We start from the raw sequence: 17,298 nt of genomic DNA, 5'->3' as shown, positions 1-17,298 counted from the left end.
GGAATTTAGGGTTTTTACTCTTCGTCCCGCGCGGCAATATGTCGGTTTCCAAGTTCAATAAATTCTTCCAGCAGCGCCGTGAGCTGCGTCATCTTCTCCGGGGTATATTCCGCCTCAATCTGCTGGTACGCCTCTTCCACCTGAGCCTGAGCACGCTGGTACAGCGCGTTGCCTTCTTTCGTCAGCGATACGTACAGCTTGCGCTGGTCATTCACCGGCTTTAAGCGCAGCACCAGACCGTCGCGCTCCATCCGCGTCAGAATGCCGGTCAGGCTTGGGCGCAAAATGCAGGTGCGGAACGCCAGATCGTGAAAATCCATGGAGGGATGCTCGGCCAGCACGCGGACGATACGCCACTGCTGCTCGGTCAGATTATGCCGCTTCACTATCGGGCGGAAGTAGCCCATCGCCGCTTCACGCGCCTGCAAAAGCGCGATGGTTAATGAGTCATGCATCACCTTCCCCTTACATCATTAACAAGTAAACAATTTAAAACAGATGCTTTTATAGACAACACGTTGTAACCCAAAAAGTCTAACAGAAACAACGCCATTTTTTTAATCCATTGAATTAAAAGATAATTAACTCATTTATGTAAATTTATTGTTATTCATATCACAAATTATTCACTTCTGATTGCGAAACGAACAGCAAAAGCATAAAACCAGATTATTAACATATTAATGAAATCAAAACCGGACAGCCGGTTTGAGGAGTATGGGAATGAAAGGTACTGTTTTTGCCGTAGCGCTAAACCACCAAAGCCAGCGTGCAGCCTGGGCTGAGGCGTTTGAAAAAGCCCCCTATAACGCGCCGCCAAAAACGGCGGTGTGGTTTATCAAGCCACATAACACCGTTATTCGCGCAGGCCGGCCGATTCCCTTCCCACAGGGAGAAACCGTGTTAAGCGGCGCAACGGTGGCGCTGGTGGTAGGCAAAACCGCCAGCAAAGTCCGCGTTGAAGAGGCGGCGGCGTACATCGCTGGCTACGCGCTGGCCAACGAAATCAGCCTGCCGGAAGAGAGCTTCTACCGTCCGGCGATCAAGGCCAAATGTCGGGATGGATTTTGCCCGCTCGGCGAACCTGTCGCCGTTGATAACGTGGACAACCTGACCATCATCACCGAGATCAACGGTCGCGAAGCGGACCACTGGAACACGGCCGATCTGCACCGCAACGCCGCCGAACTGCTGAGCGCGCTGAGCGAATTTGCCACCCTGAACCCCGGCGATGCGATATTGCTCGGTACCCCACAAAGCCGTGTCGAAATTCGCCCGGGCGATCGGGTACGCATTCTGGCAGAGGGATTTCCGCCGCTGGAAAACCCGGTGGTGGTGGAACGCGACGTTACCATTGCTTCGCGCACGCCGCCGCACGCCACGCTGTTCGCACTCGGCCTGAACTACGCCGATCACGCCAGCGAGCTGGACTTCAAACCGCCTACCGAGCCGCTGGTGTTTATCAAAGCGCCGAACACCTTTAATGGCGATAACCAGACCTCGGTGCGCCCAAACAACATTGAATACATGCATTACGAAGCCGAGCTGGTGGTGGTCATCGGTAAAACCGCGCGTAAGGTCAGCGAAGCCGAGGCGATGGACTATGTTGCGGGCTACACGGTGTGCAACGACTACGCCATCCGCGATTATCTCGAAAACTACTATCGCCCAAACCTGCGGGTGAAAAGCCGCGACGGGCTGACCCCCATCAACCCGAACGTGGTACCAAAAGAAGCCATCCCTGACCCGCACAACCTTCGTCTTCGCACCTACGTTAACGGTGAATTGCGTCAGGAAGGCACCACCGCCGATCTCATTTTCAGCATCCCATTCCTGATTGCGTATCTGAGCGATTTCATGACCCTGCAACCGGGCGACATGATTGCCACCGGCACGCCAAAGGGGCTGTCCGACGTGGTACCGGGCGATGAAGTGGTGGTGGAAGTGGAAGGCGTAGGCCGTCTGGTAAACCGAATTGTCAGTGAGGAGACTGCAAAATGAAAAAGATTAACCACTGGATCAACGGGAAAAACGTCGCCGGAAGTGAGTACTTCCAAACCACTAACCCGGCCTCCGGCGAGGTGCTGGCTGAAGTAGCCTCCGGGGGCGAAGCCGAAATCCATCAGGCCGTTGCCGCCGCCAAAGAGGCGTTCCCGAAATGGGCCAACCTGCCGATGAAGGAGCGTGCGCGCCTGATGCGTCGCCTGGGGGATCTGATTGACCAGAACGTGCCGGACATTGCCGCGATGGAGACCGCCGACACCGGCCTGCCGATCCACCAGACCAAAAACGTGCTCATTCCGCGCGCCTCGCACAACTTCGAGTTCTTCGCCGAGGTGTGCCAGCAGATGAACGGCAAAACCTACCCGGTCGACGACAAGATGCTCAACTACACCCTGGTGCAGCCGGTGGGTGTCTGCGCGCTGGTGTCGCCGTGGAACGTGCCGTTTATGACCGCCACCTGGAAGGTCGCGCCCTGTCTCGCGCTGGGTAACACCGCGGTGCTGAAGATGTCTGAACTCTCCCCGCTGACCGCCGACCGTCTGGGCGAGCTGGCCCTCGAAGCGGGCATTCCGGCGGGCGTGCTCAACGTGGTGCAGGGCTATGGCGCCACGGCGGGCGACGCGCTGGTGCGTCATCATGACGTGCGCGCCGTCTCCTTCACCGGCGGCACCGCCACCGGGCGTAACATCATGAAAAACGCCGGGCTGAAGAAGTATTCTATGGAACTGGGCGGCAAATCTCCGGTGCTGATTTTTGAAGACGCGGACATCGAGCGCGCGCTGGACGCCGCCCTGTTCACCATCTTCTCCATCAACGGCGAACGCTGCACCGCCGGCTCGCGCATCTTCATCCAGCAGAGCATCTACCCGGAGTTCGTCAAACGCTTTGCCGAGCGCGCCAACCGCCTGCGCGTGGGCGACCCGACCGATCCGAACACCCAGATTGGCGCGCTCATCAGCCAGCAGCACTGGGAAAAAGTCTCCGGCTATATCCGCCTCGGCATTGAAGAGGGGGCAACCCTGCTGGCGGGCGGCCCGGACAAACCGACCGATCTGCCTGCGCACCTGAAAGGCGGCAACTTCCTGCGCCCGACCGTGCTGGCGGATGTCGATAACCGCATGCGCGTGGCGCAGGAAGAGATCTTCGGGCCGGTGGCCTGCCTGCTGCCGTTTAAGGACGAAGCGGAAGGGCTGCGCCTGGCGAACGACGTGGAGTATGGCCTGGCGTCGTACATCTGGACCCAGGACGTCAGCAAAGTGCTGCGTCTGGCGCGCAACATCGAAGCGGGCATGGTGTTCGTCAACACCCAGAACGTGCGCGACCTGCGCCAGCCGTTTGGCGGCGTGAAGGCCTCCGGCACCGGCCGCGAGGGGGGCGAGTACAGCTTCGAGGTCTTCGCGGAGATGAAGAACGTCTGCATCTCCATGGGCGACCATCCGATTCCAAAGTGGGGGATCTGAAAATGGGCAAATTAGCGTTAGCGGCAAAAATCACCCACGTGCCGTCGATGTATCTCTCCGAACTGCCGGGCAAAAACCACGGCTGCCGCCAGGGCGCCATCGATGGGCATAAAGAAATTAGCAAGCGCTGCCGGGAGCTGGGCGTCGACACCATTATCGTCTTCGACACCCACTGGCTGGTGAACAGCGCGTATCACATCAACTGTGCGGACCATTTCTCAGGCGTCTACACCAGCAACGAGCTGCCGCATTTTATTCGCGACATGACCTACGACTACGACGGCAACCCGGAACTCGGCCAGCTGATTGCCGACGAAGCGGTGAAGCTTGGCGTTCGCGCCAAGGCGCACAACATCCCGAGCCTCAAGCTGGAGTACGGCACGCTGGTGCCGATGCGCTACATGAACGCGGATAAGCACTTCAAAGTGGTCTCCATCTCGGCGTTCTGCACGGTTCACGACTTCGCCGACAGCCGCAGGCTGGGCGAGGCCATCATCAGCGCCATCGAAAAATACGACGGCACCGTGGCGGTGCTCGCCAGCGGCTCGCTGTCGCACCGCTTTATCGACGACCAGCGCGCGGAGGAAGGGATGAACAGCTACACCCGCGAGTTTGATCGCCAGATGGACGAGCGCGTGGTGAAGCTGTGGCGCGAGGGGCAGTTCAAGGAGTTTTGCAGCATGCTGCCGGAGTACGCCGACTACTGCTACGGCGAGGGCAACATGCACGACACGGTGATGCTGCTGGGGATGCTCGGCTGGGACAAATACGACGGTAAGGTGGAGTTTCTCACCGAGCTGTTCGCCAGCTCCGGCACCGGCCAGGTCAACGCCGTTTTCCCGCTGCCCGCCTAAGGAGTCGTTATGCCGCACTTTATTGCTGAATGTACCAACAACATCCGCGAGCAGGCCGACCTGCCGGGTCTGTTCGCCAAAGTGAACGAGGCGCTCGCCGCCACGGGGATCTTCCCGCTCGGGGGCATCCGCAGCCGCGCCCACTGGCTGGATACCTGGCAGATGGCCGACGGTAAGCACGATTACGCCTTTGTGCATATGACGCTGAAGATCGGCGCGGGGCGCAGCCTGGAAAGCCGGGAAGAGGTCGGTGAAATGCTGTTTGCGCTGATCAAAACGCACTTCGCAGAGCTAATGGCGGGCCGATATCTGGCGCTCTCGTTCGAGCTGGACGAGCTGCACCCGACGCTTAATTACAAGCAAAACAACGTGCACGCGTTGTTTAAATAACACCGCACGGTCTGTCCCCTCTCCCACAGGGAGAGGGAGAAAACAAATAAAAACAGGATATCGCCATGCTCGACAAACACACCCATACCCTGATCGCCCACCGTCTGCATCAGGCGGAACAATCCCGGGAGCAGATCCGCGCGATCTCGCTGGAGTACCCGGAGATCACCATTGAAGACGCCTACGCCGTCCAGCGCGAATGGGTGAGCCTGAAAATTGCCGAAGGCCGCGTGCTGAAAGGCCACAAGATCGGCCTTACCTCCAAAGCGATGCAGGCCAGCTCGCAGATCAGCGAGCCGGACTACGGCGCGCTGCTGGACGATATGTTCTTCCACGACGGCAGCGACATCCCCGTGGATCGCTTTATCGTCCCGCGCATCGAAGTGGAGCTGGCCTTCGTGCTGGCAAAACCGCTGCGCGGCCCGAACTGCACGATCTTCGACGTCTACAACGCCACGGATTTCATCATCCCCGCCCTGGAGCTGATCGACGCCCGCTGCCATAACGTTGACCCGGAAACCCAGCGCCCGCGCAAGGTGTTCGACACCATCTCCGATAACGCCGCCAACGCGGGCGTGATCCTCGGCGGCCGCCCGATTAAACCCGACGAGCTGGATCTGCGCTGGATCTCCGCCCTGCTTTACCGCAACGGCGTGATCGAAGAGACCGGGGTCGCCGCAGGCGTGCTTAACCACCCGGCGAACGGCGTGGCGTGGCTGGCGAACAAACTCGCGCCATACGACGTGCAGCTTGAGCCAGGGCAAATCATCCTCGGCGGCTCGTTTACCCGCCCGGTTGCCGCCAGCAGAGGCGACACCTTCCACGTCGACTACGGCCACATGGGCTCGATTAGCTGCCGCTTTGTGTAGGAGTGCACCATGGAAAACGCATTTAAGACCGCGCTGAAAGCCGGAAAGCCGCAAATCGGCCTGTGGCTGGGGCTGACCAGCAGCTACAGCGCTGAGCTACTGGCCGGGGCCGGTTTTGACTGGCTGCTGATCGACGGAGAGCACGCGCCGAACAGCGTGCAAACCATCCTGACTCAGCTCCAGGCCATCGCCCCTTATCCCAGCCAGCCGGTGGTGCGCCCGTCGTGGAACGATCCGGTGCAGATCAAGCAGCTGCTGGACGTGGGGGCGCAAACCCTGCTGGTGCCGATGGTGCAAAACGCCGACGAAGCCCGTCTGGCTGTCAGCGCCACCCGCTACCCGCCTGCCGGTATTCGCGGCGTCGGCAGCGCGCTGGCGCGGGCGTCGCGCTGGAACCGCATCCCGGAGTATCTGCATCAGGCTAACGACACCATGTGCGTGCTGGTGCAAATCGAAACTCGCGAGGCGCTGAAAAACCTGCCGCAGATCCTGGACGTGGAAGGGGTGGACGGCGTGTTTATCGGCCCTGCGGATCTGAGCGCCGACATGGGCTTCGCCGGTAATCCGCAGCACCCGGAGGTGCAGGCCGCCATAGAGCAGGCGATCGCGCAGATCCTCAGCGCGGGCAAAGCGCCCGGCATCCTGATGGCGAACGAGCAACTGGCAAAACGTTATCTTGAACTCGGCGCGCTGTTTGTCGCGGTCGGCGTGGATACCACCCTGCTCGCCCGCAGCGCCGAAGCGCTGGCGGCCCGCTTTACCGACGTCACCACAGCAGTTGATAACAATAAATCCGTCTACTAAACGTACGATGTGGAGCGCACCATGACGACCTCAACCCTGCATAATAAAGCTGTTGAACATCGCGTTATTAATAAGCTGTTCCGTCGTTTGATCGTGTTTCTTTTTATCCTGTTTGTCTTCTCGTTTCTCGATCGCATCAACATCGGCTTTGCCGGGCTGACGATGGGCAAAGATCTGGGCCTCACGTCGACCATGTTTGGCCTGGCCGCGACCCTGTTTTATGTGACCTACGTGCTGTGCGGGATCCCCAGCAACATCATGCTGGCGAAGATCGGCGCCCGCCGCTGGATCGCCGGGATCATGGTGGTGTGGGGCATCGCCTCTACCTGCACCATGTTCGCCACCAGCCCCGAAACGCTCTACGTCCTGCGCATGCTGGTGGGCATTGCCGAAGCCGGTTTCCTGCCGGGCATTCTGGTCTATCTCACCTGGTGGTTCCCGGCGTATCACCGCGCCCGCGCCAACGCGTTGTTTATGATCGCCATGCCGGTGACCATGATGCTCGGTTCGATCCTCTCCGGGTACATTCTGGCGATGGACGGACTGTGGAACCTTAAGGGCTGGCAGTGGCTGTTCCTGCTGGAGGGGCTGCCGTCGGTGGTGCTCGGCGTGGTGACCTGGTTCTACCTTAACGACACCCCGGATCAGGCCACCTGGCTGGATGATGACGAAAAGCAGGCACTCAAAACGATGATCGCCCGCGAGCAGGAGCTGGCCATTGCGCATGCCGCCACGCCGCGATCGACGCTGCGCGAGGTGCTAACGCCCGCCGTGCTGCTCTACACGCTGGCCTACTTCTGCCTGACGAATACGCTGAGCGCGATCAACATCTGGACGCCGCAGATCCTGCAAAGCTTCAACACCGGCAGCAGCAATATCGTGATTGGCCTGCTGGCGGCGATCCCGCAGTTTTGCACCATCCTCGGGATGATCTGGTGGAGCCGCCGCTCCGACAGGCTGAAAGAGCGAAAAAAGCACACTATCCTGCCGTATCTTTTTGCAGCGGCGGGATGGATGCTGGCCTCGGCGACCGATCACAATCTGATCCAGCTGCTTGGCATCATCATGGCCTCAACCGGATCGTTTACCGCCATGGCGATATTCTGGACCACGCCGGATCAGGTTATTAGCCTGCAATCCCGCGCGGTGGCGCTGGCGGTGATCAACGCCATCGGCAACGTCGGGTCTGCCGTCAGCCCATTGCTGATAGGTATTTTGCGCGACGCGACCGGCAGCTTCAGCTCGGGACTGTGGTTCGTGGCAGGTCTGCTGGTGGTGGGCGCGCTGGTGCTGACGCGCATTCCGATGACGCGCCGGGAAAGCCTTGAGCGTGAGCCGGACATCGCGGCGCAAAAGATCCACTGAGGAGCCGCTATGTGTCAGAGCCCCATCACCAACATCGATATCAGCAAGGAGTACGACGAAAGTCTGGGCACCGACGATGTGCACTACCAGTCGTTCGCCCGCATGGCGGCCTTTTTTGGCCGCGACATGCAGGCGCACCGCCACGACCAGTATTTTCAGATGCATTTTCTCGACACCGGGCAGATTGAGCTCCAGCTCGACGACCACCGTTACTCGGTGCAGGCGCCGCTGTTTGTGCTGACGCCGCCGTCGGTACCGCATGCGTTTATCACCGAATCCGACAGCGACGGCCACGTGCTGACGGTGCGCGAGGATCTCATCTGGCCGCTGTTAGAAGTACTCTACCCCGGTACGCGGGAAGCGTTCGGCCTGCCGGGGATCTGCCTGTCGCTTGCCGACAAGCCTGATGAGCTGGCGGCGCTGAAGCACTACTGGCAGCTGATTGCCCGGGAATCCACGGAACAGCTGCCCGGTCGCGAGCATACGCTGGTCCTGCTGGCGCAGGCCGTTTTTACCCTGCTGCTGCGCAACGCGAAGCTCGACGACCACGCGTCCGGCGGCATGCGAGGTGAGCTGAAGCTGTTTCAGCGCTTTAACCAGCTGACAGATGCTCATTACCACGAGCACTGGACGGTGCCGGAATACGCCAGCGAACTGCATCTCACCGAATCCCGCCTGACCGATATCTGTCGCCGCTTCGCCAACCGCTCGCCGAAACGGCTGATCTTCGACCGCCAGCTGCGGGAAGCCAGACGCCTGCTGCTGTTTTCCGACAGCACAGTGAGCGAAATTGCCTGGCAGCTGGGTTTTAAAGATCCGGCCTATTTCGCCCGTTTTTTTAACCGACTGACGGGGTGCTCACCCAGCGCGTACCGGGCGCAGAAAGTACCGGTGTCGCCTGTTCCCCTCACCCCTGCCCTCTCCCAGAGGGAGTAACCGTCCCCTCTTCCAGAGGGAGAGGGTGAGGGAAATCACACTCTGTGATCTCTCGCGAAAAGTACCTGCCGTTGTCCCAATCGTCCCTTCACGTTCCGCCCCTCTCACGCTTCAATTAAACAACAAAAACAAAACATAAATTTAACAACCATCTTCCGATACGAGGTCCCTATGAAGCCTGAAGATTTCCGCGCTGATGCCAAACGTCCGTTAACCGGTGAAGAGTATTTAAAAAGCCTGCAAGATGGCCGTGAGATTTATATCTACGGCGAGCGCGTTAAGGACGTCACTACCCACCCGGCATTTCGCAATGCGGCGGCGTCCATCGCCCAGATGTACGATGCCCTGCACAAGCCAGACATGCAGGATACCCTCTGCTGGGGCACGGACACCGGCAGCGGCGGCTACACCCATAAATTCTTCCGCGTGGCAAAAAGCGCCGACGATCTGCGCCAGCAGCGTGACGCCATCGCCGAGTGGTCGCGCCTGAGCTACGGCTGGATGGGGCGTACGCCGGACTACAAAGCCGCGTTCGGCTGCGCGCTGGGGGCGAACCCTGCCTTCTACGGTCAGTTCGAGCAGAACGCCCGCAACTGGTACACACGTATTCAGGAAACCGGCATGTACTTTAACCACGCCATCGTCAACCCGCCGATCGACCGCCATAAACCGGCAGACGAGGTGAAAGACGTTTACATCAAGCTGGAGAAAGAGACCGACGCCGGGATCATCGTCAGCGGCGCGAAAGTAGTGGCCACCAACTCCGCCCTGACCCATTACAACATGATCGGCTTCGGCTCTGCGCAGGTGATGGGCGAAAACCCGGACTTCGCGCTGATGTTCGTCGCGCCGATGGATGCCGAAGGGGTGAAGCTGATCTCCCGCGCCTCTTACGAGATGGTGGCAGGGGCGACCGGTTCCCCGTACGACTACCCGCTCTCCAGCCGTTTTGACGAGAACGACGCCATTCTGGTGATGGATCATGTGTTGATCCCGTGGGAAAACGTGCTGATCTACCGCGATTTCGACCGCTGCCGTCGCTGGACGATGGAAGGTGGCTTCGCCCGCATGTACCCGCTTCAGGCCTGCGTGCGTCTGGCAGTGAAGCTCGACTTCATCACCGCTCTGCTGAAGAAGTCGCTGGAGTGTACCGGCACCCTCGAGTTCCGCGGCGTGCAGGCGGATCTCGGCGAAGTGGTGGCGTGGCGCAACATGTTCTGGGCGCTGAGCGACTCCATGTGCTCCGAAGCCACGCCGTGGGTAAACGGCGCGTATCTGCCTGACCACGCGGCGTTACAGACCTACCGCGTGATGGCGCCAATGGCCTATGCGAAGATCAAGAACATCATCGAACGTAACGTGACCTCCGGGCTGATCTACCTGCCGTCCAGCGCGCGGGACCTGAACAACCCGCAGATCGACCAGTATCTGGCGAAGTACGTGCGCGGCTCCAACGGGATGGATCATGTCGAACGCATCAAGATTCTGAAACTGATGTGGGATGCCATCGGCAGCGAGTTTGGCGGACGTCACGAGCTGTACGAAATCAACTACTCCGGTAGCCAGGATGAGATCCGCCTGCAATGCCTGCGTCAGGCGCAAAGCTCCGGCAACATGGACAAGATGATGGCGATGGTTGACCGCTGCATGTCCGAGTACGACCAGCACGGCTGGACCGTACCGCACCTGCACAACAACACTGATATCAACATGCTGGATAAGCTGCTGAAATAACGCAGCGGGAGGTTTCAATGCAATCTGAAGAACGCCTGCGTTTTCGCGACGCGATGGCCAGCCTGTCGGCGGCGGTGAATGTGGTCACCACCGAGGGCGATGCGGGTCGCTGCGGCATTACCGCCACCGCCGTCTGTTCGGTCACGGACACCCCGCCTTCGGTCATGGTCTGCATCAACGCCAACAGCGCCATGAACCCGGTCTTCCAGGGCAACGGCAAACTGTGTGTCAACGTGCTGAACCACGAGCAGGAGATCATGGCCCGCCACTTTGCCGGGATGACCGGCATGGCAATGGAGGAGCGCTTTGCTCTCTCCTGCTGGCAGAAAGGACCGCTGGCGCAGCCGGTGCTGAAAGGCGCTCTGGCAAGCCTGGAAGGTGAGATAACCCAGGTGCAAACCATCGGTACCCATCTGGTCTACCTTGTGGAGATTAAGAACATCATCCTCAGCAGCGAGGGGCACGGCCTGATCTACTTCAAACGCCGTTTCCACCCGGTGATGATGGAGATGGAAGCCGCGATTTGATCCCGTTGCACAAAAAACGCTAAGGTTTCCGCAAAGGTGCGCCGTTAACTATCCATAAGATAAATTTTCCGGGGCGGCTGGCGACGTCGTCAGGCGCCCCCTTAACGCTGGAAAGTCTTATGGCCCCTTCACCCCGAAGCCGCTCGGCTGAACGTCTGGTTGACATCATTATTGCCCTGCACCGCAACGGAAGCGTTAATCGACGCGATCTGATGCAAAAATTTGGCATTACCGAACGCACGGTGTACCGCGATTTGCAGGCGCTTTCCCCTATTATTGAACACGACGGCAAAGGGCGCTATCAGCTGCTGCCTGCGTATCAGACCTGCCGCTGCGTGCACTGCCCTGAAGCGAACGACGAAACCCCGCAGGGGTAGATTATTCTCAGTGATCTCAATCGCATATTTTCTTCCACCGTGGGTGAGCCTTAACCACTCACCCTCGCTTTTGACCGCTCACGCATCGCTTTCAACCACTCACCTATTTACCGTGCTTTATACGCGCGAGGATCTGGCACGATCGCTCCAGCATTAATCAATACCTCCTCACAACGAACCCTGACCCTTTTTTCTTTACATAAAAAACCAGGTCTTACTATGGATACTAAAAAACTACTTAAGCACGTGCCCTGGGCCATCCTCGGGATCATCGGTGCTTTCTGTCTGGCGGTTGTCGCATTACGCCGGGGCGAGCACGTCAGCGCCCTGTGGATCGTGGTCGCGTCAGTTTCCGTCTATCTTGTGGCTTATCGCTACTACAGCTTGTACATCGCGCAGAAGGTCATGAAGCTCGACCCGACGCGCGCCACCCCGGCGGTCATTAACAATGACGGCCTGAACTACGTGCCAACCAACCGTTACGTGCTGTTTGGTCACCACTTCGCCGCCATTGCAGGCGCGGGTCCGCTGGTCGGTCCGGTGCTGGCTGCGCAGATGGGCTACCTGCCGGGTACGCTCTGGCTGCTGGCGGGCGTGGTGCTGGCGGGGGCGGTGCAGGACTTTATGGTGCTGTTTATCTCCTCGCGCCGTAACGGTTCGTCGCTGGGTGAGATGATCAAAGAGGAGATGGGCCGCGTGCCAGGCACCATCGCCCTGTTCGGCTGCTTCCTGATCATGATCATCATCCTGGCGGTGCTGGCCCTGATCGTGGTGAAAGCGCTGGCCGAAAGTCCGTGGGGCGTCTTCACCGTCTGCTCTACCGTACCGATTGCGCTGTTCATGGGCATCTACATGCGCTTCCTGCGCCCTGGCCGCGTTGGCGAGGTGTCGGTCATCGGTATCGTGCTGCTGGTCGCCTCCATCTACTTCGGCGGCGTGATTGCGCACGACCCGTACTGGGGCCCGGCGCTGACCTTTAAAGACACCACCATCACCTTCGCGCTGATCGGTTACGCGTTCATCTCAGCGCTGTTGCCGGTGTGGCTGATTCTGGCTCCGCGCGACTACCTGGCGACCTTCCTGAAAATCGGCGTGATCGTCGGGCTGGCAATCGGGATTGTGATCATCAATCCTGAGCTGAAAATGCCAGCGGTGACGCAGTACATTGACGGTACCGGTCCGCTGTGGAAAGGCGCTCTGTTCCCGTTCCTGTTTATCACCATCGCCTGCGGTGCCGTGTCTGGCTTCCACGCGCTGATCGCCTCGGGCACCACGCCGAAGCTGATGGCCAACGAAACCGACGCGCGCTTCATCGGTTACGGCGCGATGCTGATGGAGTCCTTCGTGGCGATCATGGCGCTGGTTGCAGCGTCGATTATCGAGCCAGGTCTGTACTTTGCGATGAACACCCCACCAGCGGGTCTCGGCATCACCATGCCAAACCTGCATGAGATGGGCGGCGAAAATACCGCGCTGATCATGGCGCAGCTGAAAGACGCCAGCGCACACGCGGCGGCGACCGTCAGCTCCTGGGGCTTCGTAATTTCGCCTGAGCAGATCATGCAGACCGCGAAAGACATCGGCGAACCGTCCGTGCTGAACCGCGCAGGTGGCGCGCCAACGCTGGCGGTGGGTATCGCACACGTGTTCCACAAAGTGCTGCCGTGGGCGGACATGGGCTTCTGGTACCACTTCGGTATTCTGTTTGAAGCGCTATTCATCCTCACCGCGCTGGATGCCGGTACGCGTGCAGGCCGCTTCATGTTGCAGGATCTGCTGGGTAACTTCGTGCCATTCCTGAAGAAAACCGACTCTCTGGTGGCCGGTGTTCTGGGTACCGCGGGCTGCGTAGGCCTGTGGGGTTATCTGCTGTATCAGGGCGTTGTTGACCCGCTGGGCGGCGTTAAGAGCCTGTGGCCGCTGTTCGGCATCTCTAACCAGATGCTGGCGGCTGTGGCCCTGGTGCTGGGTACCGTTGTCCTGGTGAAGATGAAACGCACCAAATACATCTGGGTCACCGTGGTGCCTGCGCTGTGGCTGCTGCTCTGCACTACCTGGGCGCTGGGTCTGAAACTGTTCAGCACCAACCCGCAGCTGGAAGGCTTCTTCTTCATGGCTAACCAGTACAAAGAGAAGATTGCCGCAGGCGGCGCGGATCTGACCGCGCAGCAGATTGCCAACATGAACCATATCGTGGTGAACAACTACACCAACGCGGGTCTGAGCATTCTGTTCCTGGTGGTGGTGTACAGCATTATCTTCTACGGCATCAAAACCTGGATGAAAGTGCGTAACGTTGAGGGCCGTACGGATAAAGAAACCCCGTACGTGCCGGTGCCGGAAGGCGGCGTGAAGACCTCCTCACACCATTAATTAAGCATGATACTGTAGGCCCGGATCGCTGCGCGCCTCCGGGCTTCTTCTATCTGGAACCCTCAATGTTTGGTAACTTAGGCGAAGCAAAAAAATACCTCGGTCAGGCGGCGAAAATGCTGATTGGCATTCCGGACTATGACAACTACGTTGAGCATATGAAGACCAACCATCCGGATAAGCCGTACATGACCTACACTGAATTCTTCCGCGAGCGTCAGGAAGCGCGCTACGGCGGAAGTGGAGAAGGCGGCGTCCGCTGCTGCTAAAGGAGAAACCATGACCCCGATTGCCGTTACCCTGCTGACCGGTTTTCTCGGCGCCGGTAAAACCACCCTGCTGCGCCACATTCTGAACGAGCAGCACGGCTTCAAAATCGCCGTCATCGAAAACGAATTTGGCGAAGTCTCCGTTGACGATCAGCTGATTGGCGACCGCGCCACCCAGATCAAAACCCTGACCAACGGCTGCATCTGCTGCACCCGCTCTAACGAATTAGAAGACGCCCTGCTGGACCTGCTCGACAGCCGCGATCGCGGTGACATCGTCTTCGACCGTCTGGTGATCGAGTGCACCGGCATGGCCGACCCCGGCCCGATTATTCAGACCTTTTTCTCCCACGAGATCATCTGCCAGCGCTACCTGCTGGACGGCGTCATCGCTCTGGTGGATGCGGTCCATGCCGACGAGCAGATGAACCAGTTCACCATCGCCCAGTCTCAGGTGGGCTACGCCGACCGCATCCTGCTGACCAAAACCGACGTGGCAGGTGAAAGCGAAAAACTGCGCGAGCGCCTGACGCGCATTAACTCGCGTGCGCCCATTTATACGGTGACGCATGGCGATATCGATCTCGCTCAGCTGTTCAACACCAACGGCTTTATGCTGGAAGAGAACGTTACCGCGAAACCGCGCTTTCACTTTATGTCCGACAAGCAAAACGACGTGGCGTCGATTGTGGTGGAGCTGGACTACCCGGTAGACATCAGCGAGGTCTCCCGCGTGATGGAAAACCTGCTGCTGTCGTTTGCCGACAAGCTGCTGCGCTATAAAGGGATGCTGTGGATCGACGGCGAGCCGAACCGCCTGCTGTTCCAGGGGGTGCAGCGCCTGTACAGCGCCGACTGGGATCGCCCGTGGGGCGATGAAACGCCGCACAGCGTGATGGTGTTTATTGGAATACAGCTGCCGGAAGAAGAAATTCGGGCAGCGTTTGCGGGGCTGAAAAAGTAAATCGCACCGATCATCCCCTCTCCCCCGCGGGGAGAGGGTTAGGGTGAGGGGGAAACTTATTTCAACGCCTCCGGCAGCGTCACAATCCACAGCTCGCTGTCGGACTCCGGCTTCTTCAGCGGCTTCACGCTGAGCGTGGTTTCCACCGGTTTATCATCCAGCGTCAGCTTGCCTTCCGCGTTCACCCGGTAATCCTTAAGCTTCTTGCCCTCGACCGGGTTTTGCATCGCTACCTTCACGCCAAAATCGTTATCGTTCGCTACCGCCAGCGTTTTGCTGTCAATCAGCGCCAGCCCTTCGGCCTTTTCCTGCTGCCAGCCCAGCGCACGCAGATCGACCACCTGCGTTTTTTCCGCAAGGGTGATGCCGCGCTGCGCCAGCGTTTTCTCATCATCAAACTCCGGGTATTCGCCCGGCTTGTCGAAGGCGGCCAGCTCGCTCGCCTTGCTCAGATCCACCCTGTAGATGAGGTTACGCATTGCGTCATTTTTATCCTCACCCTGTTCAATCAGCAGGATGGTGTGGTTATCCAGCGCCACTATGTCGCCGATTTTGGCGTCGCTGTTTTTGCTGTAGGCCATGCTGTCGACAGGGTAGCCGTACATCGCGGTTTTCCCGGTCGCCGGATCGAAGCTCACCAGACGGGTAAACAGCGCCTGTTTTTTGCTCTTCCCGTCGATATCCAGTGTGCTTTGCACGGCGGCAATAATCCGTCCGTCCGGCATGCGGGTCAGGCCTTCAAAGCCCCGGTTTGCCTGACGCCATTTGATAACGTTTGGCAGACCGCCCGCGATGGACTTCTCCCCTTGCGTCGCCTGCGGACCGTGGATCGCGAGGATTTTCCCTTTACTGTCGACGTTAATCAGGAACGGGCCATACTCATCGCACAGCCAGTAGCCGCCCTTCCCGTCCGACGTGATGCCTTCCGTATCCAGCCCGCGGTTATCGCCTTTCAGTACTTTTAAGGTGTCGCTTAGCGCGACTTCATTGGTGGAACCAATCACACCGCTTTGCAGTGGCAGGCCGTTGATCTCGCCTTTATCGTCATGCAGCGGTCGCGCGTCCACGGCCTCCGCTTTACCGTTTTGCACGCGGATCGTCATCAGCAGCGGAGCGAAATCCGGGGTAACAAATATTTTGGCATCGTTTTTCCCCATTTTTGGCGAATCCGCGTTAGGACCGCGATCGGTCACGGTCGCAAACGTCAGCGCATCGCCCTGCTTGCCCGTAAACAGCAGACCAGAACCCATCCCCACCGGGAGCCCGTTCGGGAACGCATCGGCAAACGCGCCGCTGTATTTCACATGGGAGCCGTCAGGGAAGCTGACGATATAGCGCTCAGCGGTAGGCTGCGCAGCCAGGCCAGAGAAAGAGAGCGCACAACCGATAAGCACAGGAATAATTTTTCTTTTCATATTGTTAGCATCCAGTAAGTGAAGCCAACAACGTAATGAAGAAACGTGTCAGAAAAATGACATGAAAAGACAGCGGATCGGCAAAGAAATACGTATAGCAATCACCAGAAATGTAAAGCTCTGTCTTGATCTGTGACAGCCGAAATACTTTTGGAAATTATTAGAAACTTAATTAATTCACCTCAAACGGCTTTCTTCGCCTCGTTCATTAAACGTTTAGCCAAAAATATAAACTTTCCCTAAACACGAATGGATTGAGGATTGACGATCTGCCATAAAAACATCTCATCAACATTTAAGATTAAAAAAACCAACAAAAACAGCATAAAACTGCGATACCCATCACATTTGCAGTCATAAACATCCCTTGTTAAGGTGCCCTCAGATTAATTTGATGACGAGGAAACACGCATGAAAAAGCTTAACGTTCTCATCCTTTCTGCTCTCACCGCCGTATCGGGCTCCGCACTGGCAATGGGCGGCAGCATTGAGCAGGGTAAAAACTTTACCAATCTGAATGTGGAAATGGGCAAATCAACCTCCGGTCTTTACACCGAAGGTAATTGGCTGAAAAACACCGACGACGGCACCACGACCGGTGGCGTGGGCGCAGGCTACAATTTCGAAGTCGGCCCGGTAATGCTGAACGCAGGCGCTAAGGCCCTCTACGTTGGCCCGAAGAAAGGCGATAACGGCGTGGCGTTCCCGGTCGGCGGCGGTGTGAACGTTGCCCTGACCGACAGCATCAGGGTATTCGGTGAAGGCTACGTTGCGCCAGACGGACTGAACAACAGCGTGAAGAACTACGTTGAAGCTAACGGCGGCGTAAGCTGGACCCCGGTCAAACCGGTTACGCTGAAAGTGGGCTACCGCCACGTGAGCGTTGATGGCAAAGACGGTCGTCCAAACCACACGCTGGTAGACGGCGCTTACTTCGGCGGCGGCGTGAGCTTCTAA

General features: G+C 58.5%; 17 protein-coding genes. 15 read left to right on the top strand and 2 right to left on the bottom strand.

Going from position 1 to position 17,298, the window contains the following annotated elements:
- Positions 1 to 14: 14 nt before the first annotated feature.
- Complete coding sequence (gene hpaR, locus L384_RS12370) at positions 15 to 455, bottom strand: homoprotocatechuate degradation operon regulator HpaR (protein WP_003856591.1); 441 nt, start codon at positions 453 to 455, stop codon at positions 15 to 17.
- Positions 456 to 723: 268 nt separating this feature from the next.
- Here hpaR and hpaG point away from each other — a divergent pair, with 268 nt between their 5' ends.
- The 14 genes from hpaG to yjiA all read left to right on the top strand — a co-directional run bounded on the left by hpaG (position 724) and on the right by yjiA (position 14,926).
- Positions 724 to 2,001 (top strand): 4-hydroxyphenylacetate degradation bifunctional isomerase/decarboxylase, encoded by a 1,278-nt coding sequence (hpaG, locus tag L384_RS12375; protein ID WP_023324116.1) that lies wholly within the window; start codon positions 724 to 726, stop codon positions 1,999 to 2,001.
- Complete coding sequence (hpaE, locus tag L384_RS12380) at positions 1,998 to 3,464, top strand: 5-carboxymethyl-2-hydroxymuconate semialdehyde dehydrogenase (RefSeq protein ID WP_003856594.1); 1,467 nt, start codon at positions 1,998 to 2,000, stop codon at positions 3,462 to 3,464. Before hpaG ends, hpaE begins: the two co-directional genes overlap by 4 nt.
- 2 nt (positions 3,465 to 3,466) lie before the next feature.
- Positions 3,467 to 4,318 carry a 3,4-dihydroxyphenylacetate 2,3-dioxygenase gene (gene hpaD, locus L384_RS12385; protein ID WP_003856598.1) on the top strand — a complete coding sequence of 284 codons (852 nt, stop codon included), beginning with the start codon at positions 3,467 to 3,469 and terminating at the stop codon, positions 4,316 to 4,318.
- A gap of 9 nt (positions 4,319 to 4,327) precedes the next feature.
- Positions 4,328 to 4,708 carry a 5-carboxymethyl-2-hydroxymuconate Delta-isomerase gene (locus L384_RS12390; protein ID WP_003856599.1) on the top strand — a complete coding sequence of 127 codons (381 nt, stop codon included), beginning with the start codon at positions 4,328 to 4,330 and terminating at the stop codon, positions 4,706 to 4,708.
- 65 nt (positions 4,709 to 4,773) lie between these two features.
- Positions 4,774 to 5,577 carry a 2-oxo-hept-4-ene-1,7-dioate hydratase gene (gene hpaH / locus L384_RS12395; protein ID WP_023324115.1) on the top strand — a complete coding sequence of 268 codons (804 nt, stop codon included), beginning with the start codon at positions 4,774 to 4,776 and terminating at the stop codon, positions 5,575 to 5,577.
- A gap of 9 nt (positions 5,578 to 5,586) precedes the next feature.
- Positions 5,587 to 6,381 (top strand): 4-hydroxy-2-oxoheptanedioate aldolase, encoded by a 795-nt coding sequence (hpaI, locus tag L384_RS12400; protein ID WP_023324114.1) that lies wholly within the window; start codon positions 5,587 to 5,589, stop codon positions 6,379 to 6,381.
- Positions 6,382 to 6,402: 21 nt separating this feature from the next.
- Positions 6,403 to 7,746, top strand: coding sequence for a 4-hydroxyphenylacetate permease (gene hpaX, locus L384_RS12405; protein ID WP_023324113.1), 1,344 nt, complete (start codon positions 6,403 to 6,405; stop codon positions 7,744 to 7,746).
- Positions 7,747 to 7,755: 9 nt separating this feature from the next.
- Positions 7,756 to 8,682, top strand: a complete 927-nt coding sequence (hpaA, locus tag L384_RS12410; protein WP_023315338.1) for a 4-hydroxyphenylacetate catabolism regulatory protein HpaA — start codon at positions 7,756 to 7,758, stop codon at positions 8,680 to 8,682.
- Between the two features lie 171 nt (positions 8,683 to 8,853).
- A complete protein-coding gene (hpaB, locus tag L384_RS12415; protein WP_023324112.1) occupies positions 8,854 to 10,416 on the top strand; it encodes a 4-hydroxyphenylacetate 3-monooxygenase, oxygenase component in 1,563 nt (520 codons plus the stop codon).
- A 17-nt stretch (positions 10,417 to 10,433) separates the two neighbouring features.
- Positions 10,434 to 10,943 (top strand): 4-hydroxyphenylacetate 3-monooxygenase reductase subunit, encoded by a 510-nt coding sequence (locus L384_RS12420; RefSeq protein ID WP_017383854.1) that lies wholly within the window; start codon positions 10,434 to 10,436, stop codon positions 10,941 to 10,943.
- Positions 10,944 to 11,062: 119 nt separating this feature from the next.
- Positions 11,063 to 11,320, top strand: a complete 258-nt coding sequence (locus L384_RS12425; protein WP_003856607.1) for an HTH domain-containing protein — start codon at positions 11,063 to 11,065, stop codon at positions 11,318 to 11,320.
- Between the two features lie 219 nt (positions 11,321 to 11,539).
- Entirely contained in the window at positions 11,540 to 13,693 is a 2,154-nt protein-coding gene (locus L384_RS12430; protein ID WP_023324111.1) for a carbon starvation CstA family protein, read from the top strand.
- 65 nt (positions 13,694 to 13,758) lie between these two features.
- Positions 13,759 to 13,962 carry a YbdD/YjiX family protein gene (locus L384_RS12435; RefSeq protein ID WP_003856610.1) on the top strand — a complete coding sequence of 68 codons (204 nt, stop codon included), beginning with the start codon at positions 13,759 to 13,761 and terminating at the stop codon, positions 13,960 to 13,962.
- A 10-nt stretch (positions 13,963 to 13,972) separates the two neighbouring features.
- Complete coding sequence (gene yjiA, locus L384_RS12440) at positions 13,973 to 14,926, top strand: GTPase (RefSeq protein WP_003856612.1); 954 nt, start codon at positions 13,973 to 13,975, stop codon at positions 14,924 to 14,926.
- 56 nt (positions 14,927 to 14,982) lie between these two features.
- Here yjiA and L384_RS12445 read toward each other — a convergent pair whose 3' ends face one another.
- On the bottom strand, positions 14,983 to 16,341 hold the full coding sequence (locus L384_RS12445) for an esterase-like activity of phytase family protein (RefSeq protein WP_023324110.1): 1,359 nt from the start codon (positions 16,339 to 16,341) through the stop codon (positions 14,983 to 14,985).
- 411 nt (positions 16,342 to 16,752) lie between these two features.
- Between L384_RS12445 and L384_RS12450 the strand changes: the two genes are divergently transcribed.
- Positions 16,753 to 17,298: a YfaZ family outer membrane protein gene (locus L384_RS12450; protein ID WP_003856615.1), complete on the top strand. Its 546-nt coding sequence runs from the start codon at positions 16,753 to 16,755 to the stop codon at positions 17,296 to 17,298.

The organism is Enterobacter sp. MGH 38 (assembly GCF_000492855.1).
Classification (GTDB): domain Bacteria; phylum Pseudomonadota; class Gammaproteobacteria; order Enterobacterales; family Enterobacteriaceae; genus Enterobacter; species Enterobacter hormaechei_C.
The sequence above is the reverse complement of the archived record's forward strand: the minus strand, read 5'-3'. Positions and strand labels throughout refer to the sequence as shown.